Genomic DNA, 3,702 nt, shown 5'->3' with positions numbered 1-3,702 from the left:
ACCACCCCCCGCCGCCTGCGGGCAAAAGCGCAGGCTACATTAGAAACAGCGTCGCCAGACCCAGAAAAATAAAGAAGCCGCCGGTGTCGGTGATGGCGGTGATCATTACGCTGGAGCCGACCGCCGGGTCACGCCCCAACTTCACCATGACCATCGGGATTATCACGCCCATCATTGCCGCCATCAGCAGGTTGAGCATCATGGCCAGCGTCATCACCCCGCCGAGCTGCGGATCGTCATACAGCCACCAGGTGATGGCCCCCATAATCCCGCCCCACACCAGGCCATTAATCAGCGCAACGCCCATTTCACGCAGGATCAGAAAGGTAAAGCTGCCGGGCTGGATCTGCTGCAGCGCCATCGCCCGGACGATCATGGTGATCGTCTGGTTGCCGGTGTTGCCGCCGATCCCGGCGACGATCGGCATCAGCGAGGCCAGCGCCACCAGCTGTGAAATGGTGTGTTCGAAGCCGTCGATGACCCGGGAAGCAATAAACGCCGTACACAGATTGACCGCCAGCCATGCCCAGCGGGTTTTCACCGCTTTGCTAACCGGGGCGAAGACATCCTCTTCATCGCTCAGGCCGCCCATCCGCCGCAGATCGTTATCGGTTTCTTCATAAACCACATCGACGATCTCATCGATGGTCAGGCGCCCGATCAGCTTGCCGTCGGCATCAATGACGGCGGCGCTGAGCAAGTCATCACGTTCGAAGGTGCGCGCCACCTTCTCCGCCTCTTCGTGCGGCTGAAAGGTGACCGGGTCGCCCTCCATCACCTCCCCCACCCGCTTCTGCGCATCATTGAGCAGAATGGTCTGCAGCTCCAGCTCGCCGAGCAGCAGCTTGTTACGGGTGGTAACGAACAGCTTATCGGTGTTTTCCGGCATTTTACCGAGACGCCGCAGATAGCGCTGCACCGCCGCCAGGGTGGCCTCCGGTCGCACCGTAATGACCTCAAACTCCATGATCGACCCGACGCTGTTGTCGGCGTAGCGCATAATCTGGCGAATACGGGCGCGCTTCTCGGCCGGCAGGGTCGCCAGCAGCCGTCCGGTCAGGTTGCGCGGCAGATGCTGCAGCAGGTAAACCTGTTCATCGATATCCAGCGGCTGCATGGCCTGCAGCAGCTCGGGGTCGCTCATCTTGTCGATCAGGTCGCCCCAGACGTTCTCTGAGGCCTCCAGCAGCACTTCGCCGCGTTTATCGTCGGGCACCAGGCACCATAGCGCGGTGCGGGCGTCATAGGGAAGCGCTTCCAGCGCATCGGCGAGATCCGGCGGCGGCAGATGCGAGACCAGCATTTCCACTTCGGCCAGGTCATCGGCCAGCGTCCCTTCATCATAGCGCTCAGCCAGCGTCAGTTTGCCCAGCAGCGCGGAAGTCACCGCTTTATCGGTGCTCAAGAGCCAAATCAGACGGGCGCGCTCTTCGTCACGCAAGCGGGCGCTTTTTTTATGCAAAACGGACATCGATCGGGCAATCCTTTTGAGAATGGTGAGCCGGCCTGCGGGCCGGAAGCCTTAAGCATAGCGCGAGGAGGGGGAAATAATAACCGTCAGCGATGTAGACGCTGAAAATTTCAGCGGCGCCCGGGCTTTTCCGGGCGCGCGTTGTGAATCAGGCCGTACGGGCCACCGCATCGCGGGAAGCCTGTTCCCGCTCTTCGCCGGTAAGTTCGGCGAGCTGGCCAGCGCGCATCTCCAGCAGACGATCGGCGTGCTGGAAGTAGTGATCGTCATGGCTGATGGCGAACACGGTTTTGCCCATCTGCTGCATCAGCGGCAGCAGGACCTGGTAGAACTCGCGGCGGAAATGCGGATCCTGATCCGCCGCCCATTCATCCAGCAGAATGATGTCCCGGGACTCGGCCAGCGCCAGCAGGAGCGCCACGCGCTTCTTCTGCCCTTTCGACAGCCTCAGGTCGGCGATTTTTCCGTTCTCCAGCTGCAGCTTGTGGGCCATTTGCAGACGCTCCAGCCATGTCGCCACCAGCGCCGGATCGGCCTCCTCGCCCTGCGGCCCGAGCAGGCGGTCAAACAGCCAGACGTCGGTAAACACTGCGGAAAACAGTTTGCGGTACTCCTCTGGCCTCTCCGCCGCCAGCGGCTGGCCGTCGACGAGGATCTGACCGGATATTGGCTGGTACAGGCCGGTCAGGAGCATCGCCAGCGTTGACTTGCCGCTGCCGTTGCCGCCTATCAGAAACACCAGCTCGCCGCGCTTCAGCGTCAGATTAAGCGGCCCTACCGCAAAGCGCTGGTCCGGATAATGGAAGGTGACATCGCGCAGCTCCAGCGTCTGCCAGTCAGGATGCGCCTGCGGCCGGGGAAAGTCGGCCCGGTACGGGGCGAGGGAGAACTGACGCAGCTTGTTAAACGCCACCTGGGCGCTGAGCAGCGTGGGCAGCGCGCCGACGGCGGAGAGCAGCGGCGTGCGCAGAAACAGCAGCGTCAGGGAATAGGTCGCCGCCACGGCGGTATCGGCCCAGCCGAGGCTGTTGGCCATCCAGAACACCAGCCCGATGGCGCCAAGCATCATAATATTCGACCAGTTGACCGCGCTGAGGTGGAAGGTATCGGCGCGAACGATATGGTGCCGGTACTCCCGGGCGTCCGGGAGGTAGAGCTGGTTAAACACATACTCCGCGCGCTCGCGGTTGAGGGTCAGCTCTTTACGCCCCTCCAGCACCGTCTGATAGTCGTGATACAGTTTATCTTCCGTTTCGCGCAGGCTGGCCATATGTTTGTACACCCGCGAGACCAGCACAAAGCCGCCCCAGATGGTGAGCGCCATCCACAGCGCCGTCACCAGCATCATTTTTCCTGACAGCCAGGCGAGGTAGGCCGCGGAGCCGAAGGTGAGAATGATCCCCTGCACCAGCTCCGGCAGGCGCACAAAGGCGATGGTGATATTGCGGATATCGCTGGTCAGCCCGGCAAGCAGCGACGCGCTGCCGATCTTCTCTACTTGTTCAATCTGGGTATCGAGGATGCGTTTAACAAACTCACCGCGCAGACGATAGACAAAATGGTGGCCGAGGGTGGTTAGCGCCAGCTGCGAACCCAGGGTCACCGCCATCAGCAGCCCCAGCAGACCAAGAAACTCCGGCAGGACCCGCAGCGAGGTATCGACAGCGGTAATCAGACGCAGGTTAATGAAAGCGATTAAGCCGATACCCAGCGCAGCGCTGAGCAGGCTGAGAGCAATAACGCCCAGAAACGGCCAGCGGTACTGGCGCCAGACGAGAGAGAGAAGTTCCATAACAGGCTATCCGCAAAAGCAAAACAGCCAGCAGTTTAAACGGCTCGCCGATGACATCAAGAATAATTCTTATTTTAATACTGGCGACCGCCCGCCTGTCGGAAGGTGAGATTGTAACGACAGTCGCCCGTTTCCGGATGATGCCCCGCTTTCAGCGGCTGAATGCCATGATAAAACAGGCGCGACTCGCCGCCCCAGACCACCACATCGCCATGCTCCAGCAGCAGCCGCTGCAGCGGGTCGCTGCGTTGCAAGCCGCCAAACTGAAAGATAGCCGGCAAGCCCAGCGAGACCGAGACAATCGGCGCCCGCAGATCCTGTTCATCTTTATCCTGATGCAACGACAGTTTTGCGCCAGGACAATAGCGGTTAATCAAACAGGCGTCGGGGGAAAACTCCGGGTAGCCGCCGGCGGCGGGCCCCCCCCCCCCCCCCGCCC

The 3,702-nt window shown here is 61.3% G+C and carries 3 protein-coding genes; all 3 read right to left on the bottom strand.

Translation table 11 applies throughout. The annotated features are described in order from the left end of the window. Nucleotides 1-34: 34 nt before the first annotated feature. Nucleotides 35-1,471: a magnesium transporter gene (gene mgtE / locus HMPREF9538_RS00950; protein WP_002912996.1), complete on the bottom strand. Its 1,437-nt coding sequence runs from the start codon at nt 1,469-1,471 to the stop codon at nt 35-37. 148 nt (nt 1,472-1,619) lie between these two features. Beyond that, a complete protein-coding gene (locus HMPREF9538_RS00955; RefSeq protein WP_004184919.1) occupies nt 1,620-3,263 on the bottom strand; it encodes a multidrug ABC transporter permease/ATP-binding protein in 1,644 nt (547 codons plus the stop codon). 74 nt (nt 3,264-3,337) lie between these two features. Beyond that, nucleotides 3,338-3,702 (bottom strand): alpha-ketoglutarate-dependent dioxygenase AlkB (locus HMPREF9538_RS00960; protein ID WP_009486437.1); only part of this gene is annotated, 365 nt, incomplete at its 5' end.

This window comes from Klebsiella sp. MS 92-3 (assembly GCF_000195655.1).
Classification (GTDB): Bacteria; Pseudomonadota; Gammaproteobacteria; order Enterobacterales; family Enterobacteriaceae; genus Klebsiella; species Klebsiella pneumoniae.
The sequence above is the reverse complement of the archived record's forward strand: the minus strand, read 5'-3'. Positions and strand labels throughout refer to the sequence as shown.

Bases quoted from the DNA above. Each gene is read 5' to 3' on its own strand.
- mgtE (WP_002912996.1), bottom strand. From the start codon at position 1,471: ATGTCCGTTTTGCATAAAAAAAGCGCCCGCTTGCGTGACGAAGAGCGC.
- HMPREF9538_RS00955 (WP_004184919.1), bottom strand. From the start codon at position 3,263: ATGGAACTTCTCTCTCTCGTCTGGCGCCAGTACCGCTGGCCGTTTCTG.